Origin of the sequence: Pseudomonas sp. J380, assembly GCF_009827115.1 — a bacterium.
Classification (GTDB): Bacteria; Pseudomonadota; Gammaproteobacteria; order Pseudomonadales; family Pseudomonadaceae; genus Aquipseudomonas; species Aquipseudomonas paracarnis.
Genome location: NZ_CP043060.1, coordinates 3,762,390 through 3,780,965 on the forward strand (window position 1 = coordinate 3,762,390; position 18,576 = coordinate 3,780,965).

Annotated in this window: 14 protein-coding genes; 9 read left to right on the plus strand and 5 right to left on the minus strand. The window is 62.4% G+C overall.

Translation table 11 applies throughout. From position 1 onward, the window contains the following. Positions 1–49 precede the first annotated feature (49 nt). The 7 genes from FXO12_RS17035 (at position 50) to FXO12_RS17065 (ending at position 7,556) form a co-directional block, all read left to right on the plus strand. A complete protein-coding gene (locus FXO12_RS17035; protein WP_054896661.1) occupies positions 50–838 on the plus strand; it encodes a hypothetical protein in 789 nt (262 codons plus the stop codon). Between the two features lie 185 nt (positions 839–1,023). Then, positions 1,024–2,265, plus strand: coding sequence for an SfnB family sulfur acquisition oxidoreductase (locus tag FXO12_RS17040; protein WP_054920297.1), 1,242 nt, complete (start codon positions 1,024–1,026; stop codon positions 2,263–2,265). 39 nt (positions 2,266–2,304) lie between these two features. After that, positions 2,305–3,498, plus strand: a complete 1,194-nt coding sequence (locus tag FXO12_RS17045; RefSeq protein WP_057975352.1) for an SfnB family sulfur acquisition oxidoreductase — start codon at positions 2,305–2,307, stop codon at positions 3,496–3,498. Beyond that, positions 3,498–4,856 carry an LLM class flavin-dependent oxidoreductase gene (locus FXO12_RS17050; protein ID WP_057975351.1) on the plus strand — a complete coding sequence of 453 codons (1,359 nt, stop codon included), beginning with the start codon at positions 3,498–3,500 and terminating at the stop codon, positions 4,854–4,856. The genes FXO12_RS17045 and FXO12_RS17050 overlap by 1 nt, the downstream gene beginning before the upstream one ends. A 138-nt stretch (positions 4,857–4,994) precedes the next feature. Next, the gene (locus FXO12_RS17055) at positions 4,995–5,810 is read left to right on the plus strand and encodes a MetQ/NlpA family ABC transporter substrate-binding protein (RefSeq protein ID WP_054896665.1); all 816 of its coding nucleotides are present in this window, start codon (positions 4,995–4,997) and stop codon (positions 5,808–5,810) included. Further along, positions 5,807–6,922, plus strand: coding sequence for a methionine ABC transporter ATP-binding protein (locus tag FXO12_RS17060; RefSeq protein ID WP_060772800.1), 1,116 nt, complete (start codon positions 5,807–5,809; stop codon positions 6,920–6,922). Before FXO12_RS17055 ends, FXO12_RS17060 begins: the two co-directional genes overlap by 4 nt. After that, on the plus strand, positions 6,912–7,556 hold the full coding sequence (locus tag FXO12_RS17065) for a methionine ABC transporter permease (protein WP_003187635.1): 645 nt from the start codon (positions 6,912–6,914) through the stop codon (positions 7,554–7,556). The genes FXO12_RS17060 and FXO12_RS17065 overlap by 11 nt, the downstream gene beginning before the upstream one ends. Before the next feature lie 2 nt (positions 7,557–7,558). On the opposite strand, the gene FXO12_RS17070 is transcribed toward FXO12_RS17065, so the two are convergent. Continuing rightward, positions 7,559–8,662, minus strand: a complete 1,104-nt coding sequence (locus FXO12_RS17070) for a hypothetical protein (RefSeq protein WP_057975349.1) — start codon at positions 8,660–8,662, stop codon at positions 7,559–7,561. A 176-nt stretch (positions 8,663–8,838) separates the two neighbouring features. On the opposite strand from FXO12_RS17070, the gene FXO12_RS17075 reads away from it, so the two are divergent. Beyond that, entirely contained in the window at positions 8,839–9,465 is a 627-nt protein-coding gene (locus FXO12_RS17075) for a bifunctional 2-polyprenyl-6-hydroxyphenol methylase/3-demethylubiquinol 3-O-methyltransferase UbiG (RefSeq protein WP_060772801.1), read from the plus strand. A 108-nt stretch (positions 9,466–9,573) separates the two neighbouring features. Here the strand turns inward: FXO12_RS17075 and FXO12_RS17080 are convergent, their stop codons facing one another. From FXO12_RS17080 to FXO12_RS17095, 4 genes are all read right to left on the minus strand, one after another. Continuing rightward, a complete protein-coding gene (locus FXO12_RS17080; RefSeq protein WP_057975347.1) occupies positions 9,574–11,763 on the minus strand; it encodes a glycoside hydrolase in 2,190 nt (729 codons plus the stop codon). 218 nt (positions 11,764–11,981) lie between these two features. After that, positions 11,982–15,047: an efflux RND transporter permease subunit gene (locus tag FXO12_RS17085; RefSeq protein WP_032894148.1), complete on the minus strand. Its 3,066-nt coding sequence runs from the start codon at positions 15,045–15,047 to the stop codon at positions 11,982–11,984. Then, complete coding sequence (locus tag FXO12_RS17090; protein ID WP_054920307.1) at positions 15,044–16,114, minus strand: efflux RND transporter periplasmic adaptor subunit; 1,071 nt, start codon at positions 16,112–16,114, stop codon at positions 15,044–15,046. The genes FXO12_RS17085 and FXO12_RS17090 overlap by 4 nt, the downstream gene beginning before the upstream one ends. Continuing rightward, positions 16,111–17,193, minus strand: a complete 1,083-nt coding sequence (locus FXO12_RS17095) for an efflux RND transporter periplasmic adaptor subunit (protein ID WP_057975346.1) — start codon at positions 17,191–17,193, stop codon at positions 16,111–16,113. Before FXO12_RS17095 ends, FXO12_RS17090 begins: the two co-directional genes overlap by 4 nt. Positions 17,194–17,314: 121 nt before the next feature. Between FXO12_RS17095 and FXO12_RS17100 the strand changes: the two genes are divergently transcribed. Beyond that, positions 17,315–18,478 carry an AAA family ATPase gene (locus tag FXO12_RS17100; RefSeq protein ID WP_054896671.1) on the plus strand — a complete coding sequence of 388 codons (1,164 nt, stop codon included), beginning with the start codon at positions 17,315–17,317 and terminating at the stop codon, positions 18,476–18,478. Positions 18,479–18,576: the final 98 nt, after the last annotated feature.

Consider the following 18,576-nt stretch of genomic DNA (forward strand, 5'->3'; position numbering starts at 1 on the left):
CGTCCAGGTTTCGGAACGATTGCTGCTGGCTGCATCAAGGAGATTACTTATGACACACACTCAAACCCCGGCCACGCTCAGTGCCCCAAGGCTTCCCCAGGCTATTGGAAACGGCATCAGCGCCCTGGCCTCCGCCCACTTGCAGGTCGATATTTCACCCTACCCGAGCATGGAAGAAGGCGACCTGATCGAACTGTTCTGGAACAACTGCTTCGCCGCCTCGCGCAAGGTGACGGCCTGCAGGATCGGCACGTGTACCCACTTATGCGTACCGCAGAGCTTTGTGCAGGACGGACCGGCACGCGTCCATTACCAGGTCTTGCAGATCGGCCATGGCCCGATGCGCTCGGCGGTGACGCTGGTGCGGGTCAAGACCAGCTATCCGGGCGGTCAGCCTTCGCCGCGCCTGAACCCTGAAGGCGACACTGAAAACCAGAATCTGGCGCCCGTGAACTTGCCCGAGACGATTCGCCGCCACGGCGTCAACAGCAGCCAGGTAAGGCGCGGCATTCCGCTGACCATCGAGCCTTACCTGAACATGAGCACGGGCGATGCCATTACGTTGCGCTGGGGCGATGTACGCTTGGACCTGCCCCGCATCCAAGCCAACAGCGTCGGCCTGGCGGTGCAGGTGTGGGTGCCGCCCCACGTGATTGTCGAAGCCGGCGACGACTGCCGGTTGGAAGTCACCTACTGCATTCTCGACCGCGTGGGTAACAACTCCCGCTGGGCGCCCGCCCGCACGCTGCGCATCGCCGCCTGCACACCGCCCCGCCCTGCCTCGCCCGCACCGGGCTATCAACCGCGTCGCTTCGGTTCACCCTGTGAACCGGGGTGACAGCCCTTCTATGCATATTCCTAAAAGTTAGTTTATTTAAATAATTAACACGCTTAGGGTATATGCACCGGACCACCGGACATTCCTGATTTTTCTGTTTATTTCATTGAATGCGAGGTCGGTATGGTCAGAATTACCCCGGTGCGCAACGCCAGGGCATTGCGTGCAGCCAAGGAGCGGCGCTGATGTCTAACTTGGCTCTAACACCCCCCCAGAGTGATCTGGACGTAGCCCCCCTGCTGTTGCCCGCCACGGTGTTGCGCAACGACGCCCAGGCACTGAGTGCAGCCCACGAACTGGCCCAGGCTGCACGCCTGCACGCCGCCCAGCGCGACCAGCAACGCAAACTGCCCTGGGCGCAGCTCGAACAGTTCACCCGCAGCGGCTTGGGCAGTATTTCCATTCCCCGTGAATACGGCGGCCCACAGGTGTCGTTTGTGACCCTGGCCGAAGTCTTCGCGATCATCAGCGCAGCCGACCCGGCACTCGGGCAGATCCCGCAGAACCATTTCGGCATCTTGTACGTATTGCAGGGCACCGCGACCGAGCGTCAGAAAAAGCAGCTGTTCCAGAGCGTGCTCGACGGCTGGCGCATCGGCAACGGCGGCCCGGAACGCGGCACCAAAAATACCCTGGAGCTCAAGGCACGCATTACGGCCGAAGGTGATGGGTACGTGGTCAGCGGCCAGAAGTTCTACTCCACCGGCGCACTGTTTGCTCACTGGGTCGCCATAAAAGCGTTGAACGATGACGGCAAGCAAGTCATGGCCTTCGTGCGGCGCGGCAGCGAGGGGCTGCGCATCGTCGATGACTGGTCGGGCTTTGGCCAACGCACCACCGCCAGCGGTACCGTCTTGCTTGATCGCGTGGCCGTGGAGCCGGAACTGGTCATCGACAACTGGCGCCTGGGCGAAAGCCCGAATATCCAGGGGGCCGTGTCGCAACTGATCCAGGCCGCCATCGACGCTGGCATCGCCCGAGGCGCCCTCGACGATGCCATTGCCTTCGTGCGTGAACGCTCACGCCCGTGGATCGACGCCAAGGTCGAACGGGCCAGCGACGACCTGTATGTGATCGCTGATATCGGCAAGTTGAAGATCGAACTGCACGCCGCCGAAGCCCTGCTGCGCAAGGCCGGCCAGGTGCTTGACCAGGTCAGCGCCGCACCGATCACCGCGCAGTCCGCCGCCCACGCCTCGATTGCCGTGGCCGAGGCCAAGGTGCTGACCACCGAAGTGGCGTTACAAGTCACCGAGAAGCTCTTTGAACTGGCCGGCAGCCGCGCCACCCTGGCCGAATTCAACCTTGACCGTCACTGGCGCAACGCCCGGGTGCACACCCTGCACGACCCGGTGCGCTGGAAGTACCACGCCATCGGCGCCTATCGGCTCAACGGCACCTTGCCGGCTCGTCATTCCTGGATTTAACCAACCAGAACACTTTTCCACGAGCTTCTGGAGAAACTCATGACCCTTTCTCACCCCGTCGCGGTCATCACCAGCGACGAACAAGCGCTTATTGTCGCCAGCGATCTTGCTGAAGACTTGCGCCGCGACAGCGCCCAGCGCGACCGCGAACGCCGCCTGCCATTGCCCGAACTGGACGTGTTTTCCCGCTCTGGCCTGTGGGGCATCAGCGTGCCCAAGGCCTACGGTGGCGCGGGCGTGTCCAACGTCACCCTGGCCAAGGTCATCGCACTGATCGCCCAGGCCGATGGCTCGTTGGGCCAGATTCCGCAAAACCATTTCTATGCCCTCGAAGTACTGCGCGTGAACGGCAGCCCCGAACAGCAGCAACGCCTGTACGCCGAGGTGTTGGCCGGTCAACGCTTTGGCAACGCCTTGGCGGAGCTGGGCACCAAGACCGCCCACGACCGCATTACCAGCCTCACCCGCGACGGCGACGGTTTTCGCATCAACGGGCGCAAGTTCTACGCCACCGGCGCGATCTATGCCCAACGCATCCCCACCTCGGTGGTGGATGCAAATGGCGTGCAGCAACTGGCCTTCGTACCGCGTGACAGCGAGGGACTGACGGTGATCGACGACTGGAGCGGCTTCGGCCAGCGCACTACCGGCAGCGGCTCGGTAGTGTTCGACAACGTGTGGGTCGCGGCGCAAGACGTGGTGCCGTTCCAGAGCGCTTTCGAACGCCCGACCACCGTCGGCCCGCTGGCGCAGATCCTCCACGCAGCCATCGACACCGGCATCGCCCGCGCGGCCTTTGAGGACGCCTTGCATTTTGTACGCACCAAGACCCGCCCGTGGATCGACGCCGGCAACGACAAGGCCACCGAAGACCCGCTGACACTCAAGAGTTTCGGCCACCTGAGCAGCCGGCTGCACGCCGCCGAAGCCTTGCTGGAACGCTCGGGTGAATTCCTCGACCGCGCCCAGGCCGACAGCAATGCCCAGACCGTCGCCGCAGCCTCCATCGCCGTTGCCGAAGTACGCGCTCTGAGCACCGAGATCTCCCTGGCGGCCGGCAGCACGCTGTTCGAACTGGCTGGCAGCCAGGCGACCCTGGCCGAACACGGCCTGGACCGCCACTGGCGCAACGCCCGGGTGCACACCCTGCACGACCCGGTGCGTTGGAAATACCATGCGGTCGGCAACTACTACCTCAACGATGAAAACCCGCCGCTGCGGGGGACCATCTGATGAGCAAAAAGAAAATCCTGCTCAATGCCTTCAACATGAACTGCATCGGGCACATCAATCACGGTTTGTGGGCTCATCCACGAGACAACTCGACCGAGTACAAGACCCTCGAATACTGGACTGAACTGGCGAAGATCCTTGAACGCGGGTTGTTCGACGGTTTGTTCATCGCTGATATCGTCGGCGTGTATGACGTCTATCAGGACTCCATTGACGTGCCCCTCAAGGAGTCGATCCAGCTACCGGTCAACGACCCGCTGCTGCTGGTGTCGGCCATGGCCGCCGTCACCCAGCACCTTGGCTTCGGCCTTACCGCCAACCTCACCTATGAGCCGCCGTACCTGTTCGCACGGCGCATGTCGACGCTGGATCACCTGAGCCGTGGCCGGGTGGGTTGGAACATTGTCACCGGCTACCTCGACAGCGCCGCCAAGGCCATGGGCCTTACCGAACAGGTCGAGCATGACCAGCGCTACGACCAGGCCGATGAATACCTGCAGGTGTTGTACAAGCTCTGGGAAGGCAGCTGGGAAGACGACGCGGTGCGCAACGATCGCCAAGCGCGGGTGTATGCGCAACCGGGCAAGGTGCACAAGGTAGAGCACCACGGCGAGTTCTATCAGGTGGAGGGTTACCACCTGTGCGAGCCCTCGCCGCAGCGCACGCCGGTGCTGTTCCAGGCCGGCAGTTCCGAGCGCGGCTTGCTGTTCGCCGGGCGGCATGCCGAGTGCGTGTTTATCAGCGGGCAAAACAAAGCAGCGACCAAACGCCAGGTGGACAAGGTGCGCGCCAGCGCAGTGGAGGCTGGGCGCAACCCGGACGACATCAAGGTGTTCATGGGCCTTAACGTCATCGTTGGCGCCACTGAAGCGTTGGCCTGGAACAAGCACGCCGAGTACCTCAGCTACGCCAGCGCGGAAGCCGGCGTGGCGCACTTCTCGGCCTCGACCGGGATTGATTTTGCCCAGTACGCGTTGGACGAACCGATCCAGTACGTCAAAAGCAACGCGATCCAGTCGGCCACCCAGAACCTGCAGAACAACGACTGGACCCGGCGCAAATTGCTTGAACAGCACGCCTTGGGCGGGCGCTATATCACCCTGGTGGGCTCGCCTGAACAGGTGGCCGATGAGCTGGAATCCTGGATCAGCGAAACCGGGCTGGATGGTTTCAACCTGACGCGCATTGTGACGCCGGAGAGCTATGTGGATTTCATTGAGCTGGTGATACCGGAGCTACAACGACGGGGCTCGTACAAGACGGAATATGCGCAGGGAACGCTGCGGGAAAAAGTCTTCCACGACACGGCTCGCTTACCCAGCCAACACACCGGCTCTACCTACCGCCACATTGTTTGATCGTTCCCACGCTCCGCGTGGGAATGCCTCTTGGACGCTCTGCGTTCGCTTGTGGGACGCGGAGCGTCCCTGGCTGCATTACCACGCGGAGCGTGGGAACGATCTCGCTACCTAAGACCTTATGACTGGAAAACCATTATGAAAAAGACATTCCTAAACCACCCAGTCAAAGCACTGGCCCTGGCCTTCGGCTTATTCAGCTCGGCGGTATTTGCCGCCGACGCCCCGTTGAAAATCGGCACCACCGCTGCCTTCGCTATTCCGCTGGAAGCCGCCGTAGAAGAGGCCGGCAAGCAGGGCCTGAAGGTCGAACTGGTGGAGTTCACCGACTGGATCGCGCCCAACGTCAGCCTCGCCGCCGGCGATATCGACGTGAACTACTTTCAGCACATCCCCTTCCTTGAAAACGCCAAGGCCGCCGCCGGGTTTGACCTGGTGCCGTATGCGCCAGGCATCATCAATAACGTCGGGCTGTATTCGAAAAAGTACAAAAACTTCAACGAACTGCCCGCAGGCGCCAGCGTGGCGATTGCCAACGACCCGATCAACAGCGGTCGCGGCCTGCAACTGCTGGCCAAGGCCGGGCTGATCACCCTCAAGCCGGGCGTGGGCTACAAAGCCACCGAAGAAGACATCGTCGCCAACCCGAAAAACATCAAGATCCTGCAAGTGGAAGCGGTGCAACTGGTGCGCGCCTATGACGACGCTGATCTGGTCCAGGGCTACCCGGCGTACATCCGCCTGTCCAAGACCTTCGATGCCGAGTCGGCGCTGCTGTTCGACGGCCTCGACCACCCGGAATACGTGATTCAGTTCGTCATCCAGCCCAAGAGCAAAACCGACCCACGGGTGATCAAGTTCGTCGATATCTACCAACACTCGCCGGTGGTGCGTGCGGCCTTGGACAAGTCCCTCGGCAAGCTCTACCAGGTCGGTTGGGAAGCTAAACCATGAGTGCCGCCAACGCCCGATTGCACGATCTGGCCCCTGCGCCCAGCCACGCCGAACAGACTGAACTGCACCCGGACTTGAACCGCGCCCATGTGCGGTTCATCAACCTGGGCAAAACCTATGACGGCACGGTGCATGCGCTGCAAGGCATTGACCTGGCGATCCAGCGTGGCGAAGTGTTCGGCATCATCGGCCGCAGCGGCGCCGGCAAGTCATCGCTGATCCGCACCATCAACCGCCTGGAACAACCCAGCAGCGGACGGGTGCTGATCGACCAGGTGGACATCGGCAGCTTCGATGAAGACCACCTGGTGGCGCTGCGGCGACGCATCGGCATGATCTTCCAGCACTTCAACCTGATGTCGGCCAAGACTGTGTGGCAGAACGTCGAGTTGCCGCTCAAGGTCGCCGGCGTACCCCAGGCACAACGCGCACGAAAGGTGCATGAACTGCTGGAGCTGGTAGGCCTGCAAGACAAACACAAGGCGTACCCGGCGCAGCTGTCCGGCGGGCAGAAACAGCGCGTCGGCATCGCCCGCGCGCTGGTGCACGACCCCGAGATTCTGCTGTGCGACGAAGCCACCTCGGCCCTCGACCCGGAAACCACCCAGTCGATCCTCGGCCTGCTGCGCGAGATCAACCAGCGCCTGGGCCTGACCATCGTGCTGATTACCCATGAGATGGCGGTGATCCGCGACATCTGCGACCGCGTGGTGGTGCTGGAGCACGGGCGTATCGTCGAGCAAGGCCCGGTGTGGCAGGTGTTTGGCGATCCGCAACATGAGGTCAGCAAGACCCTGCTCGCACCGCTGCAACACGGCTTGCCGCCAGAGTTGCAAAGCCGCCTGCAACCCACGCCAGCCTCGGCCGACGCCGCACTGGTACTGCGCCTGCAGTTCACCGGCAGCGACACCCTGGAGCCAGACCTCGCGGCACTGTTCAGTGCGCTCGGCGGCCGTGTGCGTTTACTGCAAGGCGGCGTGGAACGCATCCAGGGGCATGCCTTGGGGCAACTGCTGCTGGCGGTGAATGGATCGCCGCACAACGCCGAAGAACTGCGCAAACGCGCGGCCAATTGGGCACAACAGGTGGAGGTGCTGGGCTATGTGGTTTGATCGTTTAGTGCAGGGCGCCATCGACACCTTGTTGATGGTGGGGGTGTCATCGCTGATCGCGCTGCTGGTGGGCATTCCGCTGGCGGTCTTCCTGGTCACCAGTGACAAGGGCGGCATCTACCAGGCACCGGCCCTTAACCGCGTGCTGGGAGCATTCGTGAATCTGTTCCGCTCCATTCCGTTTCTGATCCTGATGGTGGCTCTCATCCCGTTCACGCGCCTGATCGTCGGCACCACCTATGGCGTCTGGGCGGCAGTGGTACCGCTGACCATCGCCGCCACGCCGTTCTTTGCACGCATCGCTGAAGTGAGCCTGCGCGAGGTCGACCATGGCCTGATCGAAGCCGCGCAGGCCATGGGTTGCCGCCGCTGGCACATCATCTGGCATGTGCTGTTGCCAGAGGCGTTACCCGGCATCGTCGGCGGCTTCACCATCACCCTGGTGACCATGATCAACTCATCGGCCATGGCCGGGGCGATCGGCGCCGGTGGCCTGGGCGATATTGCCTACCGCTATGGCTACCAGCGCTTCGATACGCAGATCATGCTCACGGTGATTGTGCTGCTGGTGGTGCTGGTAGCGGTGATCCAGCTGAGCGGGGACCGATTGGCGCGGGTATTGAACAAGCGCTGACGTCACGGGCACTCATCCAATTGGGCAACGCTGGCACGGGGCACGAAGGTGATGGTTTTTTCCTTGGCCTGCCAGGGCCGCACGATGTAGCTGCCATCCGAGTCGGCCATCACTCGCAGTTTTACGCTGCGCTTGGGGTTGTCGGCGTCTACCAGCGCGCCGGGGACCTTGGCCTCTGCCGCCCAGGTCATCAACGTACAAACGCGCCCTCCCGAGGCGGAGCCTTGCAGCGGCAGGCCACCCAACTTGGCCCCGCTCGCCGGGATCAGCCCGAGTAAAACGATGAGCGCAAAGGCCGCCATCGAGGCGAACGCAACCGGGTTTTTTTGATCGCGCATGCGCGCCACCAGACAGGCGGCGCTCCCCTGGATCAAGACCAGCACGCCCAGTTCGGCGGCCATGAACGGCGCAAAGAACACGGCGCTATCGGAGTACTCGCTGAAGGCGCGGGAGACCGGCACCGTCACCATCAGAATGACCACCATTTGAACGACCCCGGCGCCAGCACTGGCCAGCCAGAACTCGCCGGTCAGCTCACGCAGGGCAACATCGGCGGGCCGGGCACGAATGATGATGCCGACATAGGCCACTATCGCCGCCATGAATGCGACGATCCAGCTGAAGGTCAGCCAAAACCCACTTTCGGCGTTCACAGACAGGTATACAGCGGACATCCAGAAAACACCCATTACGACCAGACTGACAGTCCAATGCCCCAATAAGCGCCTATGCTGGGCCGTCTCTTGGGGCGACTGCGGGCGGAGATTGAGTTGATCACTCAGGCGCACACCGGTGCCGTTCAGGCGCGTGAACAAGATGAACGTGGGCACCAGGATCGACGCGCCCATCATGCCGATCACAAATACCAACATGGCGAACATGGCCGGCAGGGCAGTGAACGCCGACGCCGACAAGATACTCAGCGGCACCTTTTCCACCTGGATGTACTGGTACAGGTACAGGCCCGCCACCGAGAGAACCCCCACCGTCAGCGGCCAGGCACGCTCATTGAGCCAGAACAGCCCATTGCTCAATCTCGTGGCGTATTGGTCGACCTTGTTCGGTGCGGTGTCGTTGCCAACGGGTGAACATTTTTCCTCTTCCATGGATGTGTAGCCCTCTGCAAATGAGGGCCAAATCTTACCCATAATTTCCCGTGGCGGTCTGTCGGATGCGCGCATTGCGACTGCCGTGAAGTGCCCTACAGCGGATACACGGTTTTCAACTCAAGAGTGGGCCGGGGTATAGTCCCGCTACCTCAGCCGCAGCCGTGCGCCATGCCATGAAACTTGCTCCCGACGACCTCAACCAGATCACCTCCACCACCCTGGGCCATTACAACAAGGTGGCCGAAGACTTCCGTGAAGGCACTCGCGATCACGATGTGAGCCAGAACATCGACGCGCTGTTGCGGCATATCCAGGGCACGCCGCCGTTCACCGTGCTGGATTTCGGCTGTGGGCCAGGGCGGGATTTGCAGACGTTTACGCGCATGGGGCATATCGCCGTGGGCCTGGATGGCTCCGAGCGTTTTGCGCAGATGGCCCGCGAAGACAGTGGCTGTGAGGTGTTGCAGCAGGACTTTCTCAAGCTGGACCTGCCCGCCGAACGCTTCGATGGGGTGTTTGCCAATGCGGTGCTGTTTCATATTCCCAAGCAGGAGTTGCCCCGAGTGCTCAAAGAGCTGCACGGCGCGTTGAAGCCTGGGGGCGTGCTGTTCAGCTCCAACCCTCGGGGTGAGAACCAAGAGGGCTGGAATGGGCCGCGGTATGGCTCTTATCACGACCTGCAGGCGTGGCAGGCCTTGCTGACCGCGGCAGGGTTTGAAGAGTTGGAGCATTACTACCGGCCGGCCGGGTTGCCGCGGGAACAGCAGCCTTGGTTGGCGAGTGTGTGGCGTAAACTTTAGTACTGCATCGCCTGTACCTGCCTCATCGCAGGCAAGCCAGCTCCCACCTTTGGAATGCATTCCCCTGTGGGAGCGGGCTTGCCCGCGATGGCGCCGTAACGGGCAGCGTTATTTCACCTGATACACCACCGGCTCCTCCCCCGCCACAAGCACCGTCACACTGCGCCCGGCATACCCCTGTTTTTCCACCGCCGAGAAATTCGCCACCAGCCGCGTCCCATCGGCGAAGGTGGTTTGCTGCAGCTGTTTGTCCACCGTCAGCCAACGGAAACCAGTCATTTCCTGGGTCGCCAAGCGCTGGTGCAACGGCCGGAAGAAGCGGTCCTGGCGCTGAATAATCGGCAGCCGCGCCTTGAGCGTCGCAGCACTGAGGTGGTACAGCGGCGGCACGTTGTAGAGCAGTTGGGTCAGTTCATTGTCGCCCTGCACATTGCTCAGTTTGAGGCTGTCGAACAGCCAATGATGGGTGGTGATCACCGAGCCGTGGAACACCGCCTGATACAACGGCAGGCGCATCGTCGGTTCGAAATACAGCGTGCGAAACGGCTCCTTCAACGGCACCGATTTGAAGAACACCGCCGGTTGCTCCGTGGGGTACCAGTTGCCTACGAAGTACGGCGACTGCGGGTCATGGGTCATCTCGCGGTCACCCCAGCCGATCACCGGGGTCTGCATGCCGTGGGCAAACAGGATGCCCTGGGCGGTGATCGCGTTACCGTCTTCAGAGCCTGTGACCAGCTTCGGCACGGTGTTGATCCAGCGGGAGGCGTCGATATTGCCTTCGGCGTTTTGTGCCTGGGTCATGCTGGCGTTGCTGCGATAGCTGTCGAACAGCATGCTGGTGGCGTAAGCATCGAGAAACCAGGCATTGAAGCCAGCCTTGGCGTGTACCGCCTTCACCCGCGCCTCCAGCAGCGGCCGGACACACCGCGGGTCGGTGTAATGGCCGGACTTCTGGAAACCGGTTTTCAGCTTGCCGTCTTTCAACACGATCGCGCAGTCGCGATAGGCCTTGGCGCCCAAGTGGGCAGTGGTCCAATCGGGGTTTTCGGTGGCGGACAGGGCCGTTTCATAGGAGTCGTAAGGCGCCATCAGAAAACCGGCTTCCACCCCCGCGCGAATCGCTTCGGGATGCCAGAGGCCACCCTCCCAACCTTCGCCCAAGGTCAGCAGAAGACGCTGCAGCCCGGCGTCGCGCAGGGTTTGAATCGTGCTACTGCCCCAGGTTTGCGGGCTGTCACTCAAGGCCCCCGCAAAGTCCACGGCCAGTTCACTGCGCAGCTCACCATAGCGGGCGGCAAGGCGGGTCATGTCGGGCTCTTCCACCTGCCAGGCCTGCCGGGCCTTGGTGTTGATCGCCGCGTTGAGACCGCGCAGCAGCACGGTTTGCTCATAGCGATTCAATGGAGTGGGCTGCGCCAGCAGCTGTGCGCTCTCTTTGTCCATCAGCGTCTTGAGTTCATGGCTGCGCAGCCGTTTGATCAGTTTGGCCCAATCACGCACATCGCCCATAGCCAGCAGGCCGTTGTCCCAGAGGTACACATGGCTGGCGCCCAGCAGCTTCTGGGCTTCAGGTGTTTGCCGCAGCTTGTCCGCCAACGGTTCATAGCGGCCCTGCTCCACCAGCCACTGGCGGTAGCGCTTGGCGCCAGCCAATGGGTCGGCATCGCCCAGGTACAGCCGCAGCGTCATCGGCGCATCAGGCGCCAGCGAGGTGAATTCATGGGCCGCGGAGAGGGCCAGGCCGTTGCCGTCGGCTTGCCATTGCAGGCGGTTGTTGTAGGGGTTGGTCAACAGCCAGTTCAACGTGAAGCCACCGTGATCCACGCCCCACAGCGGCAGGCTCAGGTCCTGGGTGGTATTGAGCTCACCCCGCTCCAGCAGAAACGCCTTCCAGATCGCATTGCCGGCAGGCACGTAATGCCCCTCGGCCAAGGGCCAGATCAACCCTCGCCCCATGGCCTCGGCAGGCTGGCGCAGCAGGGCCAGCTCACCGGGCGCGCGGGCCTTGATGGTCAGGACTAAATCGCGCTGCTCCATGCGGACGCTCAGGCGATAGGCGCCGTTGTCCCATTGCCAAGTGGCTTGGTCAGGCGTGTTTTGCAATTGGCTGACGGCATGCGCGGCCACACCGCTGGATGCCTGCACCGAAGTCTGGCCTGCGGGTGTCACGCGCAGCGCCAGGGTGGCGGGGTCGAGTTCGACGCGCCACAAGGCGTTTTCCAGTACGGTGGCGGCGAAGGCAGGCGGTGCAAGGAGCAACGCGCAAAACAGCAAGGTGATACGCAGGCACTGCATGAGGACCGACCTGGGTTTGGAATGAGGACCAGAGGGTACAACATGCAAGGGTCAGCCAGGATGACGTCGGGATTTTTCAGAAGCTTCACACAGCCTCAGTCAGTTAAGGCTCTTTTGTAGGAGCGAGCTTGCTCGCGAAAAACTCACAGGCGCCGCGTTTACTCAGGAAGCACGCGTTATCGTTGACGTTTTTCGCGAGCAAGCTCGCTCCTACAGAATTAATCCTGTTGTGGCTGATGTTCCTGTTTCGGCTCGCGAATCTTGTACCAGGCCACATACAGCGCCGGCAGAAACAGCAACGTCAGCAACGTCGCAATGATGATCCCGCCGATCATCGCGTAGGCCATCGGCCCCCAGAACACCTCTCGTGCAATCGGGATCATGCCCAGGCTCGCCGCCGCAGCCGTTAGCAGAATCGGCCGGCGCCTGTGCTCTGTGGCTTCCACCACCGCATCCCACGGCGTGTAGCCGGCCTCTTCGTACTCGTGGATCTGTGTGACCAGAATCACCGAGTTGCGGATGATGATGCCGATCAGCGCCAGGATACCCAGGATCGCCACAAAGCCCATGGGCGTTCCCGTGGGGATCAACGCCAGCACCACGCCGATCAGCCCCAGTGGCGCGACGCTGGCTACCAGGAACATCTTCTGCACGCTGTGCAACTGGATCATCAGGAAGGTGGCCATCAGGAACAGCATCAACGGCACCACCTTGGCGATAGGTCCCTGAGCCTTGCCACTTTCTTCCACAGTGCCACCGGTGGCGACTTTGTAGCCCACCGGCAAGCCTTCGCTGAATTTCTCGATGGTCGGCGCCAATTGCTTGACCAGGTCGGTCGGCTGCATCTCATCGCGCACCGCGGCCTTGATGGTAATCGTCGGCTTGCGGTCACGGCGCCAGACCAGCGGCTGCTCCAGTTCGTAACGCACCGTAGCAAAGGCCAGCAATGGAATCGAGGTGCCGTTGGGCGTAACGATCTGCAGGTTCTGCAAGGTTTCCGGCGTACCGCGCTCGGCATCCTCGGCGCGGCCGACCACGTTGATCAGGTAGATATCGTCGTGCACCTGGGTCACCGCCGCGCCGCTGACCACGCTGTTCATCAACTGCGCCACGTCTTCCGACGAAAGCCCCAGTTGCCGCGCCTTGTCTTGGGCGATGTCGACGCGCAGCACTTTGCCCGGCTCGTTCCAGTCGTAGATGATCTCGCCCAGGTGGGTGTTCTGATCCAGCAAGGTCGCCAGTTCAATGGCGTGTTTGCGCACCTGGTCGATGTCTTTGCCGGACACGCGGTACTGGATCGGCCGCCCTACCGGCGGGCCCATTTCCAGCGGCTGCACGTAGCTGCCGATACCGACAAAATCATCGCGCAAGCGTTGTTGCAGGCGGGCGATCAGGGCGCCACGCTCTTCCAGGCCCTTGCTCACAATCACCAGTTGCGCGTAGTAGGGGTTTTCCAACTGCTGGTCCAGCGGCAGGTAGAAACGGATCGCGCCCTGGCCGATGTAGGTGCTCCAACGGGCGATATCGGGGTCGTCCTTGATGATCGCTTCGAGGCGGTCTACCGCCTTGCGCGTCTCGTTGATCGAGGCGTTTTGCGGCAGGTTCAGGTCGACGAGGATTTCCGGACGGTCCGACGACGGGAAGAACTGGTTCTGCACAAATTGCATGGAAAACACCGAGGCCACGAACAGCGCCACGGTGATACCAATCGCCCACCAACGGTTGCGCATGGCCCACAGCATGCCGCCATTGAAGGCCCGGCCAATGCGCCCTGGCTCGGCGTTGTGCGGTTTCACATTGGCGCTGAGGATATGCACGCCGATCACCGGCGCAAACAGCACCGCCACCACCCACGACACCAGCATCGCCACGGCAATCACCGCGAACAAGGTAAAGGTGTACTCGCCCGCCGAACTGGCGTTGAGGCCAATCGGCACGAAGCCGGCCACGGTCACCAGCGTGCCGGTGAGCATCGGGAAGGCCGTGGAGGTATAGGCGTATGTCGCCGCCTGTTCCTTGGTTTCGCCTTTTTCCAGGCGCGTGATCATCATCTCCACGGTGATCATCGCGTCATCCACCAGCAGGCCGAGGGCGATGATCAATGCGCCCAGCGACACGCGCTGCATGGTGATGCCGCTGTATTCCATGAACACGAACACCAGCGCCAGCACCAACGGAATCGAGCACGCCACCACCAACCCGGCGCGCATGCCGAGGCTGATAAAGCTCACCACCAGCACGATGATCACCGCCTCGAACAACGCGCTGGTAAACCCGCCGACGGCTTCTTCCACCACTTCGGCCTGGTCGGACACCTTGTGCACGCCGACGCCCACCGGCAGGTCGGCGGTCAGCTCGTCCATGCGCCCGTGCAGGGCCTTGCCGAACGACTGGATATTGCCGCCCTTCTGCATGGCGATGGCCAAGCCAATCGCCGGTTTGCCGTTGAAGCGGAACATCGGCCGCGCCGGGTCCACATAGCCACGGCTGATGTCGGCAATATCCGCCAGCCGGTAGAAACGGTCATTGAGGCGCAGGTTGACGTTGGCCAGGTCTTTCTCCGAGGCGAACTGCCCGGAGGTGCGCACCGAAATCCGCTCCGGCCCAGCCTCGATTACCCCGGCCGGCGTTACCGCATTCTGCGATTGCAGGCTTTGCACGACCTGGCGCTGATCAATCCCCAGTGCCGCGAGTTTGCGCGTGGAGAAATTCAGGTAGATCACTTCGTCCTGCTGGCCGATCATTTCGACCTTGCCCAGCCCCGGTACCGAACGGATTTCGGCGCGCACCTGCTCCACGTAATCACGCAGCTGACGCATCGACAGGCCATCGCCGGTAAAGGCATACACCGAGCCGAACACGTCACCGAATTCATCGTTGAACGACGGCCCCTGCAAACCCTGGGGGAAGGTGCCGCGGATATCATCGATCTTCTTGCGAACCTGGTACCAGATCTCCGGGATGGCCTTGGCACTGGTGGTGTCCTTGAGGAACACGAACACCGTGGACTCGCCCGGCCGGGTGTAGCTTTTCACGTAGTCGAGGGAGTCGAGTTCCTCGAGTTTTTTCTCGATGCGGTCGGTGACCTGCTTGAGGGTTTCTTCCTGGGTCGCGCCCGGCCAGCGGGTCTGGATCACCATGGTCTTGATGGTGAACGACGGGTCTTCTTCACGGCCCAGGTTCATGTACGAGAACACGCCCATCAGCAGCGCGACGAACATGAGGTACCAGACGAAGGACTGATGCTTGAGGGCCCAGTCGGATAAGTTGAAGCTCCCTTTCATCGCGGGCTGTCCTCGTCGATTTTGACTTTTTGCCCAGGTTTCAGGCTGTTCACGCCGGCGGTGACAATGTGCTCGCCGGGTTTGACGCTGCCATTGAGCAAGGCGCTGTGAGCATCACGGCTGATAACCGTGACCTCGCGGGGTTGCACGGTCTGGCTCTGGGTGTCGAGCAGCCAGATACGGGTCTTGCCGTCGACTTCCTGCAAGGCGCTCAGGGGCAGTTCGATACGCGGGGCGATGGCGGTGCTCAAAGTCACGCTGATTGCCGTGCCCAGGCGGAACGCCGGCGGGGTTTCGGCCAGGCTCAGGCGTGCGCGACGGGTGCGCGTGGCACTTTGGGCCTGAGGCTCGATCTCACGCACCACGGCAGTGGTGTGCACGCTGGGGTCCAGTTGGCCGGCGACGAGGAACACCACATCGGCAGGCAAGCGTTCAGCCAGGCCGGCGGGCAGGTCGATCACCGCTTCCTTGATGTCCGGACGGGCCAGGGTCACCACTTGCTGGCCGGCGCTGACTACTTGGCCGGCCTCGGCATTCCAGGCGGTGACGATGCCGGCATGGTCGGTGCGCAGTTCGGCGTAGTTGAGCTGATCCTTGGCCTGGTTGACCGAAGCACGGGCCTGGTCGAGGGTCGCCTGGGTGGTTTTCAGGTCGGTCTGGGCCACATCCAGCTGGGCCTGGGCGCCGACGCCACGGTTGAACAGCTCCTGTTGCCGCCGAGCGTTGGCCTGGGCGTTGATGAACTGCGCCTGTACGCGCGCCAGGTCGCCCTGGGCAGCGCGCAATTGGTTCTGCTGGTCGGTGGGGTCAAGCACGGCGAGCAGGGCGCCCTTCTCCACTTCGGCGCCGACATCCACAGCGCGACGGGCGATGCGGCCCGGCACACGGAAACCCAGGTTGCTTTCATAGCGGGCCTGGATGGTGCCGGCGAAACGGCCCAGGTTTTCCTGGTCTTCAGCCTTCACTTCCATGGACAGCACCGGGCGTATGGGTTCGGGCGGCGCCTCTTCCTTGGAGCAGGCCATCAGCAACAGGCTGGCGGCGACAATGAGCGTCAATTGCTTCATGGCTGCGCTCCGGGTTGGGCGATCTCGACGACCATGCCGGGGTGCAGCAATTGCCCACCGGCTATCACGACTTTTTCACCGCCTTTGAGGCCCTCGCCGATGATCACTTTGCCGGTGAGGTAGCGCGCCACGGTGACCTTGTGCAACTGCGCCTTGCCTTCGCCGTCCACCAGCCACAAGGCTGGCTCGTTGAGGTCTTTGGTCAGCGCTGACCAAGGCAGCTCGATGCTCGCCTTGGCCGGGCCATTGGCGGTGGCGCTGACCACCGACCCCAGTTCCATGCCCTTGGGCAGGCTTTGCAGGGCGATCTTCACTTGGACGGTGCCGGTATTGGCGGCCACGGCGGGCGTGACTTCGCGGACTTTGCCCACGGCCTTGATGCTCGGGTTGTCCAGCAGGCTCACCGTAATCGGCGCGTCGGGCGGCGGCTCCACCAGCAAGGACTCATACACGTTGAACACGGCGTCACGTTCGCCATCGCGGGCGAGGCTGAAGATCGGCACGGTGGCCTGTACCACTTGGCCGACTTCGGCCTGGCGCGCCGTGATGATCCCCGGGGCATCGGCGATCAACGCGGTGTAGCCCAATTGTTCGCGGGCATTGGCCAACTGCGCCTGGGCAGCGGCCAGGGCACTTTGGCTGCTGCGCAGCGCGGCCTGGGCGGCGTCATATTCGCTGCGGCTGGTATAGCCTTTGGGCAAGAGTTTTTCCTGGCGCACAAAGGCGGCGGCGGTCTGCTTGACCCGCGCCTGTTCGGCCACGACCTGGGCCTGGGCCGAATCGACGTTGGTTTGCAGGTCCTTGGGGTCGAGCTTGGCCAGGACTTGCCTGGCTGTGACGCGGTCGCCCACGTCGACCATGCGCTGGATGATCTTGCCGCCCACGCGAAAGGACAGATCGGTTTGCACCCGCGCCTGGATATCACCGGTCAGCGTCACCGCCGCGGCAAAATCCGCCGACTGCACGGTTTGCACGAACACCCGCGAATGCTGCTTGGGCTCGGCTTTGTCCTGGCCACAGCCGCTGAGCAGCGCCAGGAGGCCAAGGCTGAAAATAAATGTCGAGGTGCGACCGCCCATGCAGGCTCCTTTTGCGTGATGCCGACGTTCAAGTGTGTATGCGACTGTGAGCTTAGATCAGGGTTCCTTATCTGCATGGAGGATCCCATACTCCAATGGTTCCCATGCTGACTAAATACACATGCTTAAAACCCTCGCGGTGGCCAATTACCGCTCGATCAACAAATTGGTGGTGCCCCTGGACCGGCTGAACCTGGTGACAGGGCCCAATGGCAGCGGCAAGTCCAACCTGTATCGCGCCCTGCGCCTGCTGGCCGAAACTGCCCAGGGCGGGGTGATCAATGCGCTGGCCCGCGAAGGCGGGCTGGATTCCACATTCTGGGCCGGGCCGGAAACCATCACCCGGCGTATGCGCAGCGGCGAAGTACCGGTGGAGGCCGTGGTCGCCCAAGGCGTCAAACGCTTGCGCCTGGGCTTTGCCGGAGAGGACTTCAGCTACGCCATCTCCCTGGGCATGCCCATCCCGGTTCCCGGCAGCGAGTTCAAACTGGACCCGGAGATTAAAAAGGAATGTATCTGGGCCGGCCCTCTCTACCGTCCGGCCAGCCTGCTGGTTCAGCGCTCGGGGCCGATGGTACGCGCCCGTGATGGCCGCGCCTGGGACGTGCTGGCCCAACACACGCCCAACTATCACAGCCTGTTCGATCAGGTCGGCAGCCTGCGCGGTTCGCCGGAAGTGTTGCTGCTGCGCGAAAGCATCCGTGGCTGGCGCTTTTATGATCACTTTCGCAGCGATGTGGATGCGCCGGTACGCCAGCCGCAATTAGGCACGCGCACGCCGGTGCTGCATCACGACGGTCGGGATTTGGCGGCCGCGTTACAGACGATTCGCGAAGTGGGCGATGTCGAGGCGTTGCAGCACGCGGTCAGTGATGCCTTCCCCGGCGCACGGTTGCATATCGAACCGTTGCAGGGCGGACGCTTTGCCATTGAGTTCTATCAGGAAGGCTTACTGCGCCCATTGTCGGCGGCGGAGCTGTCGGACGGCACCCTGCGTTACCTGCTGCTGATCGCAGCACTGCTGACCCCACGCCCGCCGACCATGATGGTGCTGAACGAGCCGGAGACCAGCCTGCATCCCGACCTGTTGCCGGCACTGGCGCGCTTGATTATCCAGGCGTCGAAGCAGTGCCAGGTGTGGGTGGTGTCCCATGCCAGCCGCTTGATTGCGGCCTTGCAGCAGGATGAGGGGTGTAATTCGATTGTGTTGGAGAAGGTGATGGGGGAAACGCGGATTGTAGGGCAGGGCATTTTGGATGCGCCGGCGTGGCATTGGCCGGAGTAGGAGCGAGCTTGCTCGCGAAAAACGTCAACGATAACGCAGCGCTATCTGGTAGCCCGCGTTGCCTGTGCGTTCTTCGCGAGCAAGCTCGCTCCTACAAG